This is a genomic window from Mycoplasmopsis felis ATCC 23391 (assembly GCF_000701865.1).
In the GTDB taxonomy this organism is placed as follows: Bacteria; Bacillota_I; Bacilli_A; order Mycoplasmatales; family Metamycoplasmataceae; genus Mycoplasmopsis; species Mycoplasmopsis felis.
The window spans coordinates 1-18,335 of record NZ_JNKA01000020.1 but is presented as its reverse complement, the minus strand read 5'-3'; the positions used below and the strand labels follow the sequence as shown (position 1 = coordinate 18,335).

The window sequence follows — 18,335 nt, the reverse complement described above, 5'->3', positions numbered from 1 at the left end:
ATAACAAGTATAAAAACTAAAAAGTTTATATAACATAGTTATATAAAAATCTCTAAAAACTAACTATTTTTAGAGATTCTGGGAAACGCAGGAAAAAAATCGAAAACTAATATTGTTTTCCACTCTTTGATTCTGAATTAATTTATAATCTTATAAATTTTTATATTTTTGATATAACATTCCTATGTTTTGCTATTTTATAAAAAAGTAAATTATTTAATCTTTGTTATAATTTAATCAAGAAAATAATAGATTGATGAAAAATTTATAATAAAAATTTATTTTATATAATCAATATTTTAATCATTAGGTTTATATAAGAATATTAAATCGTTTTATAAAACACAGAATTGTAAAGGTGGACAAAAAAGTTAACATTATAATGTTAACTTTTTTGTCCAGCTTTAAAAGAACAAATATTTTTTAAATCAACTTTTTATAAATCTCCTGAAAACACATACAATAGATATTTTGATAAAAAAAAATAATATTGATTTGACAATATTATTTTTTATTATGGTGCGCGAAGAGGGACTTGAACCCTCATGCTGTAAAGCACTAGAGCCTAAATCTAGCGTGTCTGCCAATTTCACCATCCGCGCAAAATTGATTATTAAATAAAAAAAGCACTCGCTATGGTGCCGTCTATAGGACTCGAACCTACGACCTACTGATTACAAGTCAGTTGCTCTACCAACTGAGCTAAGACGGCATGGTGGAAGATAAGGGACTCGAACCCATGACATTTGCCTTGTAAGGGCAACGCTCTCCCAGCTGAGCTAATCTTCCAAAATGGCAGTCTGTACGGGGATCGAACCCGTGCATGCATGGATGAAAACCATGTGTGTTAACCGCTTCACCAACAGACCATAAATGGCGCCGATTATTGGGATTGAACCAACGACCAACTGGTTAACAGCCAGCTGCTCTACCGCTGAGCTAAATCGGCACTTTCTAGCGATTGCTTTATTATTATAGCACTATTTTTAAAAACTAATAAAAAAATATAAATTATTTTTTAATATTTATTTTTTTATTTGTTTTGCTATCTACATTTGGTAATAATGAATTTCAATTATTAATATAATCATTAATACTTGAAAAAATCTTTCTGTTCTTATCTATCTTTTTTGATAAATATGAAAATATTACATCACTTAAAAAGAAAGTAGAAATTTTTGAACCTAAAGAGCTTATACGATATGTTTGATTAATACTATCTATATATAAAACGTTTGATGCTTTTTTAAAACTTAATTCTGTGTTTCTTGTTCATACAGAATAAGGTAAATCATTTTCATTCAAATACTTAAGAATATTTTTTATTTCTAATGTATTCATACTTCTTGAAATTAAAGTAACGTGAACTTTTTTTAATTGTAATAAACCACCGAAACTAAAAAATGTATGAATATCATCTGCAAAAATAACGTTAAACCCTATTTTTCTTAAACTAGTAGAAAAGTATTTTCCTACTATTCCTGATTCTCCTACCCCAAATACAAGTTGAATTTTAAAATCTAGAAGAGTTTTTATGTATTTTTCTACGTTATGAGTTTCTAAAATTTTTTGTGCTGTTTTTTCTATTCAAACAAATAATGATTCATTATGTTTTTAAATGTTTCTTCAACTGTGTTAAATTGATTTTCTTTTTCTAATATTCTATCTTTTAAATATTGAGTTTTTCTAGCTACATATAATTTTAATTCTTGTATATTTTTAAAACCTAAGAATCTTGAGTTTCTAGATAAAGCAGATTGAGAAACTTTTAAAGTCTCAGAAATTTGCAATGTATTTGATTGTAAAAATTTATCTGTTTCATTTTCAATATAATCAATCAAGTTATTTAAAACTTTTCTTTTTTTCTTTATTTTTAACTGATTTAAAAAAGATTCATCAAAAATTTCGAATTTCATATCAAAATTATATAGTAATTTATTTATATATTTTGTTCATAAAAAATTATTAAAAAAAGACTTTCAATAATTAAATAGATGTTTATTGAAAGTTATTTTTTAATTAAAATGGTTTTTCGTTAGTTTCTTCTGGCCTAGAAAAGACATAATAACTTGTTTCTGTAACTAAAACGTCATCTTCTATTCTAGCACCACCTAAACCAGGAATATAAATACCTGGTTCAACTGTTATTATCATTCCTGGTTCTAAAATATAATCCGAACGCGAAGATACGTTAGGTAATTCATGAACATCAATACCTAACCCGTGTCCCGTTGAATGAACAAAATATTGACCATAACCTTTTTGAGTTATATATTCTCTACATACATTATCTATTTCTGATACTTTAATTCCTGGTTTAACGTGTTTTCTACCTAATGATGCTGCTTCTTGAACTATTTTTAAAATTTCTTTTTCTTTTTCAGTGGTTAGTTCTTCATCACCAAAAATAAATGTTCTAGTAATGTCTGCTGTATAACCTTTATATTGTGCACCAAAATCTATTTTTAATAAAGAGTTGTTTTTTATTTGTTTATCAGTTGGATGATGGTGTGGTTCAGCAGAAGATTCTGCGGTTGCAATTATTTCATCAAAACCTTCTTTTTCTGCACCTTTTAGTTTCATTAAATAATTTAATTTTGCAGCTACTTCTTTTTCTGTCATACCTGGTTTGATAAATGATTTTAATTCTTGTAATGCTTCCAAAGAAATATCAACTGCTTTTTGAATTAGTTTTAATTCTTCTTTATCTTTTAGTATTCTTAATTCCTGAGCACTAACTCATTCTATTGATTCTGGTTGAACTAAAGAGACTATTCTATCTTGAATATTTTTAACTAAATATTCTTTTTCTAATGCAATTTTTTTAAAATTTTTATTCTTAAATCATTGAGACATTGCATTACCTTGAATTAAAACTATTTCAACATTTTTTGCATATTTTTGTGCATATTCAATGTATCTACCATCAACAAATAATGTTGCTTGATTTTTTTCAATAACTATAAATCCATCAGTAGTTTGTATACCTGTATATCATAATCTAGTTTGTGGTGCTTCCGAAATCAAAGCATCAACACCAGTTTTTGTAAACATTTCATCTAATTTTTTTCTATTCATATTTTTCCTTTATTAATAAAAAATCACAACAATGTGTGATTAATATTATTTTTTTTCTTTGTGTGAAGTATGAGCATTACATTTTGAACAATATTTATTTAACTCTACTTTTTCAGGATGAGTTTTCTTATTTTTCTTAGAAATGTAATTTTCCATTTTGCAATCTGTACATGCTAATGTGTAACCTTCTCTTGCCACGTTGCTCCTTTAATATTATTTTATATAAATATTCTTAATAAAATTATAAGTTAAAAGGGTTTTTTTTAAAATAAAAAATGATTATTTTTTTAACAATAATTCTATTTCTTCTTTATAAATTGGTCCAGTTTCTTTTCATGGAGTTTCTAAAATAATTGGGATATTATCAAAGTCTTTATCATGAACGAATTTTTTTAGAGTTTCTGTTCCAATTGTACCTTCACCAATATTTGCATGTCTGTCTCTATGAGAGAAAATTTCATTTTTTGAATCGTTTAAGTGAATAACTTTAACATTTTCTAATAAATTTCACCTTTTTAATTCTTTTTTAAATTCTTCATAGTTTTGTATATCATAACCTGAATCTCATAAGTGGCATGTATCTAAACAAACTTGAACTCTATCGGATTTAACTCAATCTAAGATATATCGAATTTGTTCAAAATTAACTCCTATTTCTGTTCCCTTGCCACTCATTGTTTCTATACAAATAACAACGTCATTTGTGTTTTCTAAAATATATTTTAATGAATCAATTAATTGGTCTAAAGCTTCTTGAACACTAAATTCAGTATGTGCTCCAGGATGTAAAACTAAGTATTTTAATCCTAAATAATTCATTCTTTTTATTTCTTGGATTAAAAAATCATTTGAGAAAGAATATTTTGTTAAACTAGCAGGATTAATGATGTATGGTGCATGAACTATAATATCTTCTTGTTTTATTTTATCTGAGTAATCCTTTAAATATTGATCTAATTTATATTTTTGGACATCTACTCTTTTTGTAGTTTGTGGAGCACCTAAATAAATCATCATTGTATTTGCCTTATTATCTAAAGATTCTTTTACTGCTCCAGGTAAATAATGTGGTGCTTTAAAAGAAATATGAGACCCCAATTTAATCATTTTTATTTTCTCCTTTATGTTTATATTTATTTTTGATATGTTCTTGTGTTTCGTTTAAAAATGCTCCAGCAATAACCCCTGATGGAATTGCTATAATAGCTAAAGCTATTAATGCGTTTAATGAAACTATTATTTTAGTTAATGATGAATGAGGTAAATAATCACCATAACCAATAGTAGTTAGTGTTATTGTAGAAAAATATAATGCATCAATAAAAGATACAACATATCCGTTAGATAAATCTTTATATTCTTGTAATATCTCATTAAATCTACTTAAGTTTGGTTCAAGAATTTCTTTATTGCTATTAAAAAATATTTCTTGTTCATTGTCAAATAAACCTAAGTAAGTTAAATAAATTTTTCAATCAGATTGATTGATATTTTTATCTGATAATCATTGTAACTGAGTTTCTTCTAAATGAACACCTTCTGTATTTCATATTAATATAGAAAATACTAAAATTAACAAAAATGCTATTAATAAAACATAGGTTAGTATTTTCTTTTGTTTTGAAAAAGCATTAACTATAATTGCAAATGGTGCAAAATAAGTTAAAACAATAAACAATCTTAAAAATCTAGATAAGTTTAAGATTTTAAATAAATTAACTGTTTTCAATGTCTCATTATCTATATATGCTATATATTCTATAACATGAAGTGATGTTAATACGCATAATAAAATAACAATTCCTTTAAATGAAAAAATATATTTTAGCGTGCTTTTTCAGATTCTAGTTTTTTTGTCTAATTTCTTATATTTTCTATATGTAATAAAGTGTGTAACATAATCAAATAAAAAGAAGAAAAAGGTAAATATTTGTAAAACAATTACCATTGTTCCTCATTCCCCTTGAATAGATTTTGGTGGTGTAAGTAATGAAAAAACAGAAATCAAGGAAGTCAGAATAACTAAAATTACATAAACTAATCTTAATAAATTTAGTTTTCTTAATTTTAACTTAATTTGACTATCAAATTCTCTTGTAGATCAAACAATACTTGTTAATAATATATGAAAACTATTATATTTTTTTTTAATTTTTTGCATTTTTCTCCTAATTTAATAAGAAAATAATCAGAAAATTCTGATTATTTTCTATTTGGATCTACTATTTCTATAGGAATTATTTTAGAAACAGTTTCTCTATGTTCTTTATAGACAGTAATCATATTTTCTATTTTAAAACCTATATTTGGATAATCTATAAATATTTTTGCTGTATATTTTTTAATATTATCATAAATTGACTGATAACCTATATCAGTAAAAAAGTATTCACGAGTTCCTAAAATTAATGCCAATGAAACAAAAACTTCATGAGTTGAACAAATTACATTTTTAATTTTATGTTCTTTCATATAATTATGCAATTTAATTACATCATCAATTTCTTTTTTAGAATTTAATTTAAATTCATGAATTTCTCAATTATTTTCGATACAAGCTCTTTCATAACCTTGTCTTCGCTCTATTGCTTGTGATTCTGATAAACGCTCATCAGTTACAAAAATAGATTTGCGTTCACTAAATTTTGAATTATTAACAACTTTGGTAGTTAAATCAAAAAAACCTTTTGTGATATCTGGTTTAATTCAATTGCAATTTTCAACCTGGTGTCCGTATATAATAACTGCCATATCTTCTATTTTTCTTATGAAATCAAACAATTCTTTATCATATTGAGGAATAAACACAACAATAGCAGTTGGTTTCCAAGACATAACATATCTTAATGTTTCAATATATTCTTTTGTTGATGGACCAGAATAAGTAGTGTTTACTTTTCTTCCTGACTTAACACAAGCTATACTAATACCACTGACAATACTTGCATATAAGTTTTGCGCCCAAATTGGCATTATAATAAATACTGAATTATCTCTTCCTCTAATCAATCTTGCTCCGTGGTTTGGATAATATTCTTTTTCTTTTACCACTCTTTGTATTTTTTCTTTTGTTTTTTTCGAAACATAACCTCTGTTATAAAATCTCGAAATTGTTGATATTGAAACACCAGTTTCTTCTGAAATATCTTTATATGAAAGTTGTTTTTTATTAATCATTTATTTATTATATAAAAAATAAAAAAATGTGGAAATTTCCACAATAATTTTTTTGTATGAATTTTTCCACATTTTTTTCTATATATTTGAGTTTGTTGTATTACCTAGAGTTGTATTTTTTAAATATCAGAATGAATGATATGGTGTTGCTCCAAATGTTTTACCATCTTCTTCTTTACCTAGATATTTATCATAAACTTCTTGATAAAAGTATCCATCAATTAATGCTCTATCTATTGAATATAATAATTTAGAAGCAGAGATTTCTCTTGCTCTGTTATTTTGGAATGCTACTTTAAATGTATAAGTTTTTGATCCATTTGTTGGTGTTTCATCATAAAATTCTTTTAAAATTCTATTTTTTAATGCTATTAAATTCTCTCTTATTGTTTGTTCTTCTTCATTTAATTTGTAAGTTCTAACCATTTGTGGTGTACTTGAATAAATAGCAATGTAATTATTATTTCTAGTTGTAGTTATTGTATTAACTCTATATGCACCATCTGGTAAAACTGCAGGTGCATCACTTGGAACTCTAGTTGCTGAATAAGGTGTGTTTCTTGTATACGCATTTTCTGTTTCAAATAAACGTGGCTTATGTGTTCTTATTAATCTAACTATTTCATCACGTATTGTTTTAAGTTCTTCTTTTGTTTTTGCAGCATCTATTTGAGAAATAAAATCATAGTTGCTATTTGGTTCATAACTTCTAAGAGTTTTTTCGTTTGTTAAAGTCAAGTCGCGATCTTTTTTAAATTCTTCTTGATATTTTGATCTTGCTTCTGTAAAAATTGTAAGTAATTGTTCTAATGTAGAATTGTCAGTAACTTTTTTCTTTATTTTATTTCCTTCGGTTGTTGTTAATTTTTCAACCTCTTGATTAATTAATTCTTTTACTTTATTAATTTTTTCTGGTGTTGATGTACTTCCATATGCATTTTTAACTTCATTTAACAATGAATCTGCCTCAGTTGAATTTTGAATACTTGTTAATTTAGAAGCAAAATCTTTATCCCCAATTTCTTCTGTGGTTAATAATGTTAAATATGTTTCTATTTCTAATTTTTTAGATTCAAATTCTCTTTGTTCATCTAATTTTTCTCTTTGGATAATTGCTTCTAGTTCATTTGTTTCAAAATTGATTAATTCAGAATATTTAGTAATTTCTGATACTTTATCGGTTAATTCTTTTTTCCCTTTTGCATCTAATTTTAATGCTTGTATTTTTTCGTTTACTGAAGTTTTTTTACCATCTAATTCAGGTTGTTTTTCTTCATCATATTTATTTATTACTTTTTGAACAAATTCTGAAAATCTTGCTTCATTTTCTTCCAATGAATTCATTTCTTGGACTAATTCTTCTTTGTTATTAATTTTGTTTAGTCATTCTTCTGTAATATTTGTTTTTAATTGATTAAAGTGATTGTGAAATTCTTGAATTACTTCAGAAATTACTTCTTTATTACTTGCTAAAGACAGTTTAGTAATTAATTCAGTTTTTACTAAAGATGACTCATCAAATGCATTTTTAATTGTTTCTAATCAAGTTGTTTTTTCTTTTGAAATTTCACTTGTTAATAAATTTTGCAAAACTAATTTTAATAATGATAAATTATTTTTATCCCCATTTTCTATTTGTTGTGCATAATCACCTTTTTCAGTAATTTTACCCAATAATTCATTTAATTCAGATCTTAATTGTTTTAATTCTCTTTCTTCTGGTGTTTCAATTTTTTCAGGTTCTGGAGTCTTTGTTGTCCCTGGTTCTTTATCATCTTTACATGATACTACACTTGCAACCGAAGCAATTGAAGAAACCAAACCTAATGATAAAATGATTTTTTTAATTTTTTTCATAATTCCCTCTTATATATAATAAAAAATTTTAAATATTATTTTATTTTATAATATTTTTAAAATATTAAAAATTTATAAGGTAAATAAAAAAGACATTTCTGTCTTTTGAAATTATTATGAGAAAGGAGAGTTATCTCAAGCAGTGATATATAAGAATAATATATCTCATTCTTGTTTAATTAACAAGGTTCACATATATTATACATCATTTTTTCTTTTTAAAAATTTTTCTTTACTATATTTAATTTTATAAACTGATTTTCAAAATCACGATAAACCAAAAGGTATCATAAATCCTATAACAAATATCAATAAATCTAAAAATACAACTAAATATATATTTCCTTTTTTATAGAATAAAGGTTCTACAAAATCTAGAAATGAATATATTATAACTCCTTGTTTTTTACCAAATCATTCTTTGTATGTACTAAAAAACAATATGAAACTAAAGAAAAAGTAACCTAAAACATAAATTGAAGTATAGGTGAATACTTTTTTGTTCAATTCAATTTCTTTTTTATAAAATCATAAAAAGATAAAACCTATTATTGGGTGAATGCAATGAGTTGTTATTGACCTGACTGAACCTAATCAGTCACTTCAATTTGAGTTTCAAGAAATTAGTGCTCAATAAATAATAAAAGTTATGCTTATTAAAACTGTTGTTCCAAAGAATAATTGTTTTCTGTGTTTACAATTTGGTTTAAGTGATAATAATACCATTGCTATACCTAGAAATAAATTACTTTGGTTAGTAAAATAAAATAAAGATGTATAGTTTTTAAAAATTATATGAAAAGTTACTTTCGAACCTTCTTTGAACTCTTTTGGTTTAAAGTTAACAATATTCTCTATAACAAAAAAAGAAGTTAAGAAAATTATTAATAAACCAAATATAAGTAACAATAATTCTCTTTTTTTAAATTTTGTTTTCATTTAATTAATATATCACTTTATAAACAAAATTAAATGAATTTTTAAAATATGATTTCTTTACTAGAGTATGTATAGATATATTAGATTAAAATGTGATATTATTATTAATAATTATGGATAAATCAAAAATTAAAAATTTTTCTATTATTGCTCATATAGATCATGGAAAAAGTACTTTAGCTGATAGAATTTTAGAAAAAACAAACACCGTTGCTTCTAGAGACTTAAAAGAACAATTTTTAGATTCGATGGAATTAGAAAAAGAGCGTGGTATAACAATAAAATTAAATGCTGTTCAAATAAAACACAAAGACTATATCTTTCATTTAATAGATACTCCTGGTCATGTTGATTTTACTTATGAAGTTTCTAGATCACTTGCTGCATCCGAAGGTGCGTTATTGCTTGTGGATGCAACTCAGGGAATAGAAGCTCAAACACTAGCTAACGTTTATTTAGCTCTAGAAAATAATCTTGAAATTATTCCTGTAATAAACAAAATAGATTTACCTTCTGCTGATGTTGAAGGTGTTAAAAAAGAAATAGAAGATGTTATTGGAATACCTACTGAAAATGCTGTTTTAGTTTCTGCTAAAACTGGTTTAGGTGTTGATAATTTGCTAGATGCAATTATTAAATATATTCCAGCACCTAAAAATGCAGATGATAACAAACCTCTAAAAGCATTAATTTTTGATAGTTATTTTGACCCTTACAGAGGCGTTGTAATGTTAGTACGTATCTTTGAGGGTAAACTAAAAGTAGGTGATAAATTTAAATTTATGTCTCGGAAAGATGATGCTAATAATTATCATGTTATTGAACTAGGAATAAGAAATCCACACGAAAGTAAAAAAGAATGATTAGAAGCAGGTGAAGTTGGTTGAGTATCTGCTGCAATTAGAGATGCAAAAGAAGTTAATGTCGGTGATACAATAACATTAATAGATAATCCTACACAAACTGCATTACCTGGTTATAAAAAAATGAAACCAGTTGTTTTTACTGGATTTTATCCAGTTGATACAAGAGATTATTCATTATTAAAAGAAAGTTTAGAGAAAATTTCACTAAGTGATTCATCAATCTCATGAGAACAAGAAACATCTAAAGCGCTTGGTTTTGGTTTTAGGGTAGGGTTTCTTGGTTTATTACACATGGAAATACTTCAAGAAAGATTAGATAGGGAATATAAAGTTGGAATTATTGCTACTAGTCCTAGTGTTGAATATAAAGTCACTACAACCAAAGGTGAAATAGAAATGATTGCTAACCCTACTTTGCTTCCTGATAGAACATTTATTGAAAAAATAGAAGAACCTTACATACAAGCAAACATTTTTATACCTAATGAATATATTGGTAATGTAATGGAACTATGTCAAAATAAAAGAGGTATCTATAAATCTTTAGAAATGATTGATTCTAAGCGTTCTTCTGTTGTTTATGAACTTCCTTTAGGAGAAACAATTTTTGATTTTTTTGATAGATTAAAATCTACTACTAAAGGATATGCATCATTTGAATATGAGTGAATTGGTTATAGAGAAAGTGATTTAGTTAAAGTTGATATTTTATTAAATGGTGATAAAGTAGATGCTTTTTCTATTATTGCACATAAAGATAAAGCATATGAACAAGCAAGAGAATTATGTGTTAAATTAAAAGATGCCATCCCTAGACAAAACTTTGAAGTGCCAGTTCAAGCTACTATTGGTGGTAAAATAATAGCAAGAGAAACAATAAAAGCATATAGAAAAGACGTTACTGCTAAACTTTATGGTGGTGATGTAACCAGAAGACAAAAATTACTTAAAAAACAAAAAGAAGGTAAAAAGAGAATGAAGAAACTTGGAAGTATTGAAGTCCCTCAAGAAGCTTTCTTATCTGTTTTAAAAACAAACATTGAACCTAAAAAATAAAAAGGAGAAATTATGAAACCATTATTAAAAGATGATTTTTTTGAATATGTTAACTATGAATGATTAAAAGAAGCAAAAATACCAGATGATAGATCATCGATTAGTTCTTTTGTGGAATTAGATATTAAATTAGAGAAACTTTTAAAAAGTTTAATTTTTGATTGAAGTACTAATAAAAAGAAAATACCCTCTAAATATCCTTTATTAAAAGAAATGATTAAGTTTCATTCAATGATTTTAGATGAGAATAAACGTGAAGAACTTTCTTGAAAACCTATCAAAAACTACTTAAACAAACTTTTAGAAATAAACTCATTTTCTGATTTATATAATCAAGATAGGGATTTTTGATTATCTTATAATTCACTTCCTGTAGAAATTCAAGTTTATGAGGATTTTGTAGAAAATACCAAAAAAATTGTTTGGTTAGATTCTTTAAGTTGTATATTACCTTCTAAAGAAACATATCAACAAGAAATTGAAAAAACTAAATTATTAACTTCTTGAAAAAATATGGTTGTAGATTTATTGATAGATTATGGATTTAGTAAGCAAAAATCTGAATCTATGGTAGAAAACGCAATCAAATTCGATGACTTATTAAAAGATTATTTATTAAGTTCTGTAGAACAAGCAAATTATGTTGCTTTATATAATTTAAAACAAAGAGATGAATTAAATGGTTATATCAATAAATTTAATCTTATTAATTTATTAGATTTAATTATTGGTCAAGAGGTTACAGAAGCATCTATTCCTAATTTAAGACTATATGAAAATTTTGACAAAATTTTCTCTGAAGAAAATTTTGCTTTATACAAAGACTTATTATTTATAAACAATTTATTAAGTAATACAAGTTATTTATCAGAAAAAATCAGAATTAAGGCAACAGAATACAAAAAAACTGTTTATTCAATAAATAAAGAAAGAAGTTTATCAGATTATGCTTTTGACTTAACATCTAAATACTTCGGAATGCCTTTAGGTATGTTTTATGCTCATGAATATTTTGGTCAAAAAGCAAAAGAAGATGTTGAATATATGGTTCAATCAATGATTGAAATCTACAAAGAAAGATTACAAAAAAATGATTGACTTTCAAAAGAAACAATTCAAAAAGCAATTATTAAATTAAATAAATTTGATTATATGGTTGGATTCCCAAAAGAAATAAGACCATATTATGAGAAATTTATGGTTAAAACATATCAAGATGGTTCAAATATTTTTGAAAATATAAGAAAATTTAGTAAACATATTACTAATTACAATCTTTCTTTATATCATAAGAGTGAAAGCAAGAAATTATGAGGTATGTCACCTGCTACTGTTAATGCTTATTATAATCCAACTAAAAATCACATTGTCTTTCCTGCTGGAATTCTTTCTTCTCCTTTTTATAATATAAATGCATCTAAATCATCTAATTATGGATCAATTGGTGCTGTTATTGCTCATGAAATTTCTCATGGGTTCGATAATAATGGAGCTCAATTTGATGAAAATGGTGCATTAAATAATTGATGAACTGAAAATGATTTAAAAGAATTCCAAAAAAGAACTCAAAGTGTCATTGAATTGTATGACAAAAGAGAAACTAAATATGGTCCAGTTAATGGTAAATTAACTGTTTCTGAAAATATAGCAGATATTGGTGGACTAAGTTGTGCTTTAGAAGCTGCAAAAAGAGAACCAGACTTTTCTCTTGAAGAATTCTTTATAAGTTGGGCAAAAGCATGAAGATCTGTTTATAAAGAAGGAACTGCAAAAAGATTATTAGATTCTGATGTTCATGCACCCGCTAAAATCAGAGCAAATATAGTTGCTGCTAATATGGATGAATTTCAAGACTTCTTTAAAATAACCGAAAATGACAAAATGTACATAAAACCATCAAAACGTGTAAAGATATGATAAAAGATACTATAAAGTATCTTTTATTTATGTTTTTAAAATTAAATGTTGATATACTTTAAACGGAGAATTATGAAACCTTTTTTAAAATGAGTTGGTGGTAAAACACAATTATTAAATAAAGTTAATGAATTAATCCCAAAAGACTTTAACACATATATTGAACCTTTTGTTGGTGGTGGTGCAGTGTTATTTAATATAAAACCTGAAAATTTTATTATAAATGATGTTAATAGTGAATTAATTAATCTATATCAAGTAATAAAAAATAGAAAATATTTTAATGATTTGTTAAATAATTTAAAAATTCACCAAAATAATCATAATGAAGAGTATTTTTATCAAATCAGAAATATGGACAGAGTTAGTGATTTTAATTCAATTAATAAAGTTGTCAGAGCAGCAAGAATGATTTATTTGAATAAATCTTGTTTTAACGGTTTATATCGAGTTAACTCAAAAGGTTTTTTCAATGTTCCCTCAGGAAAGAAAGAAAAAGTAAATTTATATGACTATGATAATATACTTCAAATTCATCAATATTTACAAAATTCTAACAATCAATTAATGAACATAGATTTTGAAGAGTGTTTAAAATACGCAAATAAGGGTGATTTTGTCTATTTAGATCCTCCTTATGATAATTATGAAAATAAAATAACGTTTACTTCATATGATCAAAATAATTTCAATAAAAGTGAGCAAATAAGACTTTTTAAAGTATTTCAAGAATTGGATAAAAAAGGTGTGAAATTAATGTTAAGTAACCATAATACAGAATTCATACAAAATTTATACAAAGATTATAAAATTTTTATTGTACATGCTAAAAGAAATATAAATTCAAAAGGTGATGGTAGAGGAGCAGTTGAGGAAGTGTTAATTATTAATTATGACAGATAAAAATAAAAGAGATTTCAAATATTGATTTAATGATTTAAAAGACACAATTACTGGTTGAAAGTATTTTGTTGATTTCCAAAAATCTTTTGAGAATGTACAAAAATACAAGGTTGAATTAAATATTTTAAATTCGTTGATAGGGTCAAAAAACATTAAAGAAGAATTCAAACATATACTAATTAAGTATCCAGAAACAATAAAAGTTATACCAATTCTATTGGCTACAAGAGAAAAAGAAATAAAAATTCTGACAAAAGAATCAAATTGCATTTTTAGGTTTAAGGACGAATGAAATAGCTTAGATGAATATTTATTATTTTTAGATAAAACTGGTTTGTTAGATTTAATTTCCAACAAAATAATTAATAATTTAGTAGATTATGTTTTAGGAGTTGAAGTTGGTTTAGATTCTAATTCTAGAAAAAATAGAACTGGTAAAAGTATGGAGACCATAATTGAAAATCACATTCTTGATTCAGGTTATATAGAAAATCATACATATTTTAAACAAACAACATTAAGAAAAGTCTTTACTAGTGTAAATTTGAATAATTCTTTTAATAATGATATATTAGAGAAACAATTTGATTTTATTTTATTAGATAAATTTAATAATATTTATTGTATTGAATGTAATTTCTATCAAAAGAATGGTTCAAAACTTAATGAAGTAGCAAGAAGTTACAAAAATTTATATTTAGAATCAAAAAGCATTGATGGTTTTAATTTTATATGAATCACAGACGGAATTGGTTGAAAAGGTTCTAAAAAAATTTTAGAAGATGTATTTGGAACTATTCCTCATTTATATAATATTAAAGATTTAGAAAACGGAATTTTAAAGAATTTAAGTCCAAAGGTTAATAAAATTAATAATAAATTGTAATTAAAAAATAAATCGTTTTCTTCTATATATTAGTAGTATCGATTTATTTTTTAATTATGGAGAAACAAATGAAAATTATAATTATTAGTTGTTTTTTACATAATGGTTTAAATTTATAACTTCATCAAATAAAGTAATTTCTGATGTGTCTAAGTGATGTGAAATAAATATTATTGTTTTATTTAATGAGATTAATTTGTTTAAAATTTTATTTCTTAGCTCTTTGTTTAAATTAGATAATGATTCATCTAAAATATATATATCTTTATCATAAAAAAATGTTCTTGCTAATGATAATCTTTGTTGTTGACCTAAAGATAATTGATTACCTGACACAAAATTTTGATTTTCTAATTCATAAATAACTTCGTTTTTTAATTCAAAAAAGTCTAAAATCTCTTCTATTTTTTTGTCATCAAATAAATTAACGTTATTTTTTATGTCTAAGTCAAAAACAAAGTTTTCAGGACTTAAATAGGTTATTCTTTTTAATATTTCTCTAGTGTTATATTCAGTACTTTTATACTCATTAATATAGATTGAACCTTCATAGTTGTTATGCATATTTAATATAGATTTTATAAATGTAGATTTGCCAACTCCCGATTCTCCAATAATTAAATATTTCTTGTCTTTTTGAATTTCAATAGAAAGATTTTCAAAAAGTGTTTTACTTGTTTGTTTTAGAGTTAGGTTTTTTATTTTTATAGTTTTTATTTCTTCTATTTGTTTATGATTTTTTTCTTCTTTTAATTTTAAATCAAGTGATTTATATAAAATTAATGAAGCAAAAAACTTTTGAAAGTCAGTGATTAATGTAATAAACTCGCTTTTTAAATCAGTAATGATTTTAATAAAAAAGTAAATAATTCCTAATTAGATTCCGAATTGATTTTTTAAGTAAAATAATGATAATAAAATCAAACCCACAAGTTTTGTTAATTCTAAAATTGCTGATGATATTTCAGAGTCTCAAATGGATAATCTATCTTTTTTATAAAGAATTTGACAGTATTTATATATAGAATTTTCTAGTTTTTTAATTAATAAATTTTGTTTATTAGCAAAATAAAGCACTGAATATCTTTCTAAGTAATATGATACTTCAGAAGTTAATCTATTAAATAATTCTTGATTTTCTTGGACATAAAATTCTGTTTTCTTAAAAAATAAAAATTTGGAAAAGGAATTTAGAATTAACAATGATAAAACTAACAATAATATAATTCAATTATAAAAACCAAAGTAAATAATTACAAAAATAAAATTTATAGAAACTGATATTATACTTATTAATGGTAATAATGATGATTGTAAAATATTTCCTGAATTATTAAAAATGAAGTTAAATGCTTGTTCAGGTGAGTATTTTTTCACTGATTCTATATCAGCTTTTTTATATTGATTGTAAAAATTTTGTGAAATTGACCTTCCCACATATAAACTAAACTTATTATTTAATTTATAATAGAAATAGTTAAAGAATAAGTTTAGTAATTGTCCTATAATTATAAAAATTATTAATAATAAAAATGATAAAAATGAATTGTTCTCTATTATTTCAAAATTATTAGCAATAGAATCAATTACAAAAGATTCTAAAATGCTAATGCTCGTTTCAAATAACAATAAAATTGTTGCTAAAAATAAAAATGTTATAAATGGTGCTTTTATATCTTTTAGAATTTTTTGCATTAATTCCTTTCTATGTTTATAACTTCATCATATAAAGATGAATCGACAATATTATGTGTGATATTGATTAATAACGTTTCTTTTAAATTACTTAATATTCTTTTAACACTATCTTTATCAATGTTAGAAAAACTCTCGTCTGTGATTAGTGTGTTATGGTTTCTATAAAAAAACCTAGCAAAATTAATTTTTTGTTTTTGACCAGTAGATAGATTTTGATTTTCATCTATTGTTAAATTTATATCTAAATCTTTTAAATCAGCTTTTTCCAGACTATTAATTGCTTTCTCAAATTGATTTTCTTCTCACAAAGTAATATTGTTATATATTGAATCATAAAATAAATTTTCTGATGTATCTAAAAATGTAAGAGAATTTATTAAATCATTAGTGCGAATTTCTTTTAAATTTTTATTATTTATATAAATGTTACCTTCATAATTATTTATTTGTTTTAAAAGTATTTTTATCAAGGTCGATTTACCTGAACCCGATTTGCCAATAATTGCATATTTTTTATTTTTCAGGAAAGTAAAGTTAAAATCTTTGAATACATAATCTTCGTTATATTTGAATGATAGATTCTCAAATCTTATTTCATTTATTTGAATTTTTTCAAAATTATTATTTGGCAATGAATAATTTGAAAATTCTTTTATATATGTTTTATAGGATATAACATTTTGTAATAAAAATAAAAACTCTCTTAAATTTATACTAAAGTTTAAAAATAATGATGGTAATACAAATAAGGAACTTATAGGTTCATTTAAAAATAAAATAAAATAACCAATTAAAAATAAGAATAAAGTATTACTTAGTTGCTGAACAGAACTACTTAATAACTCTATAACGATTACTTTAGACTGTTTTTTGTCTATACTTTTTATTAATCTTAAAATTAAATTGTCAATAAATAATAAAATTTTCTCTTCTTTTCCTAAATAAAACAACATTTCAAAACCTTTAAAAACATTAGTAAATAATGACATGATTTTTTCTTGTTCTTTATTAAACTTGTTATGTATTGAACCTGCTATAACTGATAAAAATATTGGTAAGATAAAACTCATAAACAATATACTTAAACCAATCAAAGATAATTTTCAACTAACGATAAATAAAAGAATTAGTGTTATTAAATTCGTAAGAAAATTTAATGTAGTTGAAAAAAGCATATTAAAGACAAGTCTCCTTATTTCTGGTATTCTAAACTTTATTCAACTTAAATATTTACCTTGATCATTTTTTTCTACTTCTAATGATGTTAATGTACTTATTTTATTAATAACATCATTGTTTAAATTTAAATTAATATAATAGTTTCATTTATTTTTTCATAATAAATTCATAAATGAACTTATTATGAAAATAACAACAAAAACTGTTATCAATATAATGTGTAAATTTACTTTAGTTTGATTGTGTGATTGTAGATTAGAAATTAATTCAGTAGTGAAAAAAATAATTAACGAACTGCTTATTACAACTAAGAAATAAAATAAAGAAATAAATAATAACAAAATTTTTTTATTAAAGTACTTTTTCAAATTAGTTCACCTCACTTTCTTTTTTATAAATCGATAATAAGAAATATAGTCCTTTATACCCTTTTAAAAAACTATTGTCTATTTCTTTGAAATCATAATCTAATATCTTTTCATCTTTAACATATTGATAGAAATTTCCAATAAGATATTTATTTTTTAATGATAGATAATCAATTAAAAATATTTTGCTAATCAAATGATTAACTAATAAGATACCTGCATAACCATTACCTAATCCTATTTTTCTTGAAAATCATAATAATGTAATTTTGCTTATTTTTTCTATTTCATCAAAGAAATCATTATTGTCAAATCTAAATGAATAAAAACAAAGTAAATATAAAATGCCCATAGTTCCGTCTAATAAATATGGTGAGTTATTTTTTTCCATTAAAAAATAAGTGTTCTGCA

The 18,335-nt window shown here is 23.9% G+C and carries 17 protein-coding genes and 5 tRNA genes; 4 read left to right on the top strand and 18 right to left on the bottom strand.

What is annotated here, in order from left to right:
- Positions 1-517: 517 nt before the first annotated feature.
- The 14 genes from T405_RS02645 to T405_RS02585 all read right to left on the bottom strand — a co-directional run bounded on the left by T405_RS02645 (position 518) and on the right by T405_RS02585 (position 9,021).
- Positions 518-602: transfer RNA gene (locus tag T405_RS02645), tRNA-Leu, on the bottom strand.
- A 34-nt stretch (positions 603-636) separates the two neighbouring features.
- Positions 637-712: transfer RNA gene (locus T405_RS02640), tRNA-Thr, on the bottom strand.
- A gap of 1 nt (position 713) precedes the next feature.
- Positions 714-789 (bottom strand) — tRNA-Val (locus T405_RS02635).
- Positions 790-793: 4 nt separating this feature from the next.
- A tRNA-Glu gene (locus tag T405_RS02630) sits at positions 794-869 on the bottom strand.
- Positions 870-874: 5 nt separating this feature from the next.
- Positions 875-949: transfer RNA gene (locus T405_RS02625), tRNA-Asn, on the bottom strand.
- Positions 950-1,011: 62 nt separating this feature from the next.
- A complete protein-coding gene (locus T405_RS03740; RefSeq protein ID WP_051619548.1) occupies positions 1,012-1,341 on the bottom strand; it encodes a hypothetical protein in 330 nt (109 codons plus the stop codon).
- A gap of 242 nt (positions 1,342-1,583) precedes the next feature.
- Positions 1,584-1,916, bottom strand: coding sequence for a MurR/RpiR family transcriptional regulator (locus T405_RS03735; RefSeq protein WP_051619547.1), 333 nt, complete (start codon positions 1,914-1,916; stop codon positions 1,584-1,586).
- A gap of 103 nt (positions 1,917-2,019) precedes the next feature.
- Positions 2,020-3,078 (bottom strand): aminopeptidase P family protein, encoded by a 1,059-nt coding sequence (locus T405_RS02615; RefSeq protein WP_036430810.1) that lies wholly within the window; start codon positions 3,076-3,078, stop codon positions 2,020-2,022.
- Between the two features lie 45 nt (positions 3,079-3,123).
- Entirely contained in the window at positions 3,124-3,276 is a 153-nt protein-coding gene (rpmG, locus tag T405_RS02610) for a 50S ribosomal protein L33 (protein WP_036430808.1), read from the bottom strand.
- Between the two features lie 81 nt (positions 3,277-3,357).
- On the bottom strand, positions 3,358-4,185 hold the full coding sequence (locus T405_RS02605; RefSeq protein WP_036430806.1) for a deoxyribonuclease IV: 828 nt from the start codon (positions 4,183-4,185) through the stop codon (positions 3,358-3,360).
- Positions 4,178-5,239, bottom strand: a complete 1,062-nt coding sequence (locus tag T405_RS02600; RefSeq protein WP_036430804.1) for a potassium channel family protein — start codon at positions 5,237-5,239, stop codon at positions 4,178-4,180. Before T405_RS02600 ends, T405_RS02605 begins: the two co-directional genes overlap by 8 nt.
- Before the next feature lie 41 nt (positions 5,240-5,280).
- Complete coding sequence (locus T405_RS02595; RefSeq protein WP_036430802.1) at positions 5,281-6,255, bottom strand: LacI family DNA-binding transcriptional regulator; 975 nt, start codon at positions 6,253-6,255, stop codon at positions 5,281-5,283.
- A gap of 78 nt (positions 6,256-6,333) precedes the next feature.
- Positions 6,334-8,112: a Vmc-like lipoprotein signal peptide domain-containing protein gene (locus T405_RS02590; protein ID WP_036430800.1), complete on the bottom strand. Its 1,779-nt coding sequence runs from the start codon at positions 8,110-8,112 to the stop codon at positions 6,334-6,336.
- A gap of 198 nt (positions 8,113-8,310) precedes the next feature.
- The gene (locus T405_RS02585; RefSeq protein WP_156951243.1) at positions 8,311-9,021 is read right to left on the bottom strand and encodes an MAGa3780 family membrane protein; all 711 of its coding nucleotides are present in this window, start codon (positions 9,019-9,021) and stop codon (positions 8,311-8,313) included.
- Between the two features lie 143 nt (positions 9,022-9,164).
- Here T405_RS02585 and lepA point away from each other — a divergent pair, with 143 nt between their 5' ends.
- The 4 genes from lepA (at position 9,165) to T405_RS02565 (ending at position 14,679) form a co-directional block, all read left to right on the top strand.
- Positions 9,165-10,973 carry a translation elongation factor 4 gene (lepA, locus tag T405_RS02580; protein WP_036430798.1) on the top strand — a complete coding sequence of 603 codons (1,809 nt, stop codon included), beginning with the start codon at positions 9,165-9,167 and terminating at the stop codon, positions 10,971-10,973.
- 12 nt (positions 10,974-10,985) lie between these two features.
- Complete coding sequence (locus T405_RS02575) at positions 10,986-12,893, top strand: M13-type metalloendopeptidase (protein WP_036430797.1); 1,908 nt, start codon at positions 10,986-10,988, stop codon at positions 12,891-12,893.
- A 69-nt stretch (positions 12,894-12,962) separates the two neighbouring features.
- On the top strand, positions 12,963-13,793 hold the full coding sequence (locus tag T405_RS02570) for a DNA adenine methylase (protein ID WP_036430795.1): 831 nt from the start codon (positions 12,963-12,965) through the stop codon (positions 13,791-13,793).
- A complete protein-coding gene (locus T405_RS02565) occupies positions 13,783-14,679 on the top strand; it encodes a type II restriction endonuclease (protein ID WP_051619545.1) in 897 nt (298 codons plus the stop codon). The genes T405_RS02570 and T405_RS02565 overlap by 11 nt, the downstream gene beginning before the upstream one ends.
- Before the next feature lie 84 nt (positions 14,680-14,763).
- Here T405_RS02565 and T405_RS04065 read toward each other — a convergent pair whose 3' ends face one another.
- The 4 genes from T405_RS04065 to T405_RS02550 all read right to left on the bottom strand — a co-directional run.
- Positions 14,764-15,456, bottom strand: a complete 693-nt coding sequence (locus tag T405_RS04065) for an ATP-binding cassette domain-containing protein (RefSeq protein WP_258408965.1) — start codon at positions 15,454-15,456, stop codon at positions 14,764-14,766.
- 99 nt (positions 15,457-15,555) lie between these two features.
- Positions 15,556-16,374 carry an ABC transporter transmembrane domain-containing protein gene (locus tag T405_RS04060; protein ID WP_258408964.1) on the bottom strand — a complete coding sequence of 273 codons (819 nt, stop codon included), beginning with the start codon at positions 16,372-16,374 and terminating at the stop codon, positions 15,556-15,558.
- Complete coding sequence (locus T405_RS02555; protein WP_036430793.1) at positions 16,374-17,924, bottom strand: ATP-binding cassette domain-containing protein; 1,551 nt, start codon at positions 17,922-17,924, stop codon at positions 16,374-16,376. The genes T405_RS04060 and T405_RS02555 overlap by 1 nt, the downstream gene beginning before the upstream one ends.
- 1 nt (position 17,925) lies before the next feature.
- A partial coding sequence (locus T405_RS02550) for a glycoside hydrolase family protein (protein ID WP_036430791.1) occupies positions 17,926-18,335 on the bottom strand: 410 nt, incomplete at its 5' end.